At 57.0% G+C, this 2,834-nt stretch carries 3 protein-coding genes and 2 pseudogenes; 2 read left to right on the top strand and 3 right to left on the bottom strand.

Features of this window, described 5'->3' with window-relative positions; genetic code table 11:
* Positions 1-69 precede the first annotated feature (69 nt).
* Both ABDZ36_RS02805 and ABDZ36_RS02800 read right to left on the bottom strand, forming a co-directional pair.
* Positions 70-420 (bottom strand): annotated as a pseudogene (locus ABDZ36_RS02805) (anion permease); the annotation flags it as partial.
* A gap of 172 nt (positions 421-592) precedes the next feature.
* Positions 593-829: a hypothetical protein gene (locus ABDZ36_RS02800; protein WP_343749192.1), complete on the bottom strand. Its 237-nt coding sequence runs from the start codon at positions 827-829 to the stop codon at positions 593-595.
* Positions 830-940: 111 nt separating this feature from the next.
* On the opposite strand from ABDZ36_RS02800, the gene ABDZ36_RS02795 reads away from it, so the two are divergent.
* Both ABDZ36_RS02795 and ABDZ36_RS02790 read left to right on the top strand, forming a co-directional pair.
* On the top strand, positions 941-1,384 hold the full coding sequence (locus tag ABDZ36_RS02795) for a universal stress protein (RefSeq protein WP_211313741.1): 444 nt from the start codon (positions 941-943) through the stop codon (positions 1,382-1,384).
* 71 nt (positions 1,385-1,455) lie between these two features.
* Positions 1,456-2,628 carry an MFS transporter gene (locus ABDZ36_RS02790; protein ID WP_211313740.1) on the top strand — a complete coding sequence of 391 codons (1,173 nt, stop codon included), beginning with the start codon at positions 1,456-1,458 and terminating at the stop codon, positions 2,626-2,628.
* 105 nt (positions 2,629-2,733) lie between these two features.
* Here ABDZ36_RS02790 and ABDZ36_RS02785 read toward each other — a convergent pair.
* Positions 2,734-2,834: pseudogene (locus tag ABDZ36_RS02785) on the bottom strand (IS5/IS1182 family transposase); the annotation flags it as partial.

Genomic DNA, 2,834 nt, shown 5'->3' with positions numbered 1-2,834 from the left:
TGTCGTCTATAACATCAAGCGGGCTGTGAAACAGTGAATTCCACCGCCGTATGGCGATTCAACACAGCCATAGAGGGCGATACGGCGATCAATTTCGTATTTCTGAATGGCGTTCGCGAGCATGAACCCGGCCATGAATAGGAAGATAAGGTGGTCCGCGAAGGGAGCGAGTGCCGTGTCCAGGTCTTCGTAAATACCGGTGCCAGTTAATAGAACAGGGATTGTGAGTGCGGTTACAGCCAGTGGGAGCCCACCGGTGATCCAGAGGAACCCCGCGAAGAACATCGTCGCGAGCGTGTACTGGCCAGCGAGTGAGAGTCCCGCTGGAGTTGGTGCGAGTGAGATGAGTATTGCTCCGAGGCTGGCGATGACAAACTTCGCTAAGTCATGCCGTAAGCCGTATAATCGCTCCTGTATCATTGATACAGCACCTCATTTACAATAGTGCATTATAATGGTTTTTGTTACGGTAGATCTTAGAGATAGATGTTTAACGATAAGAAACGAGATCGTCCATTAACAGACTACTGATCTACAGCAAACGGGTTGGATCAACACGTAGACACCCCACCCACTCAGGCTTGGTCGTATTCTAGAAGTGCTCGATAAGTACCTGCGCTTGTACCTCAGTCAGTTCCTCTGCATACAAATTGAATAGCATGCGTCGTCTCGGGGCGGACAACGAGCGATTGCCCCCTTCCAACATTGAGATGTGTGCCTGCACGAAGTCATCAATCTCTCGTTCGACCTCTCTTTGCGTATATCCCGCAGCAACCCGTAGTAGCCTCCACGCTGGCGGGGAGATATCGCCAAGCTGTCCCTCCTCCATACAAGTCAGAATACTCGTACCATCGGTATTAATACTAATAGATTCGGTTCTTCTCTGTCATCATCTATGTGTACCGTAAATTTATTACTATCTCGTATGTATCAGTGATACATGGCCTTGAACGAGGTGTTGCTCGCTGTTCGACCCGGAGACGAAGAGTCCGGCCGCAAGCTCGCGCAGACGCTGGTAGATATCGCTCAGCCAGCCGACGCACACGCCAGAATTGCGATTGTCCTCACGGAAGAAGAACGTGAGGCAGTCCTCCAGAGTCTCGGCGTGGATGATCTGTCCGACATCTCCACCGAAGAGCTCGCACGCCGACACGGCACGTTCAAGAACGTCATCGATACCGTGGAAAAGGCAGACCTTGAGTATGAACTCGGCCTGTCAATCGGTCCTCATGCCGAGCGGATCATTGAACTCGCCACGGACGCCGACCTCGCCATTATCGGAGGGGCAGACCGATCGGCGACCGGGAAGGCAGTCTTCGGGTCGGCGGCACAGGACGTCCTCCAATCTGCCCCTTGCCCGGTCGTCTTCGTCCGGCGCGACTAACACATCATGCTCCAACGTTCGCCTCGACAGCCCCTATTTATTGCGAGTACTAGCATTGCCTCAGTCGTCTCGTGAGCGCCATTACTAAGTGGCGAGGCGTCCTCACCATCGCGCTCTGGCAAATCGTCGCGAGCCTCTGCTACTACTCGGTATTCCCCGCGACAGACGCCTTCAAAGCAGACTTCGGTCTGTCCGGCGTCCAGGTCGGATTTATAGTTACAACCCTCACACTCGGCTATACAGTCTTTCTCTTTCCGGCCGGGGCACTCGTCGACGCGTACGGTGATCGACCAGCGATGGTGGGCGGTCTTGTGGGACTCGCCCTCGGTGCATCCGGTGTGTACTTCGCGACTAGCTACCCGATGCTGCTCGTCGCCGTGTTCGTCCTTGGTGCGGCATATTCGACAGCGATGCCGGCGACCAATATTGCTGTCGCTGAGCGCGCCCCACGTGGCAGCTACAATCTCGCGGTAGGAATCAAGCAAGTCGGTGTGACACTCGGGTCGGCGCTCGCAGCGTTCGTCGTCGCCGGCCTTGCATTGTTCGCGCTCGGCTGGCAGTTTGGTTTTCTCATCGCTGCAGCCGTCTCGGCCGTTATCGCCGTCGGCTTTCTCACTGCCTACAAGGGCGCTCCCGGGTCTGGTGAAATCTCGTTCCCGGATGTCCGCGCCCTCTGGGGCAATCGAGCGTTGATGATGCTCGCCGCTGGAGGCTTCTTCGTCGGAGCTGGCGTCTTCACGACGACGGGCTACGTTGTCCCATATTTGGAGTCGAGCACGACTGCGACAACTGCAGTCGCGAGCATGGTGCTCGGTGTAACTCAACTCACCGGAAGTGCTGGGCGTATCGGGGCAGGAGCGCTCGCGGACCGCATTCGTGGCTCGGCTGCGACCGCCTCAATTCGCGTGCTTTCGTGGCAGTCAGGCTTGGGCGCAGTGACGATTGCAGTAATCCCGCTGTTCGGCATGCCGAGTGCTGCGGTCGGATTCGCGATTCTCGGCGTCGGCCTACTCGGTGTCACGGGACTCTATCACGGCGCATTGGTCGCCCTCGCAAGTGCAGATCAGTCGGGTGCAGCGACGGCCGCGGGTCAGACGACGGTCAACTTTGGAGGGCTCGTTGTCCCCCCGGTGTTCGGCTATCTCGCAGATACAGCGGGCTATGCCGCGGGCTGGTATCTACTCGCTGCTTGTGGTGCACTCGGCGTCGTGTGTGCGCTCATCGCAGGCCGTCTCGCCGACTGAATGACCGTGAGAAAAGATACTCAGTCGATCACATCGGCTTAGAGAGAGTGTCTGCTTGGAGAGAGTGTGCAACGGCTTCATTGAATCCGCAGAGGGCGACGGGATTCACTGTTTCACGGCTTGTTCGACGTTGTAGACTGCGGCGGCGAGCACAATTTCACGAAACTGGCGATACCACGCTCGCGCTCGGACGGCGGAGCCGTACG

Source organism: Halarchaeum salinum, from assembly GCF_039520965.1.
GTDB lineage: Archaea > Halobacteriota > Halobacteria > Halobacteriales > Halobacteriaceae > Halarchaeum > Halarchaeum salinum.
Note: the sequence above shows the minus strand (reverse complement) of the source record. Positions and strands in the feature narration are given on the sequence as shown.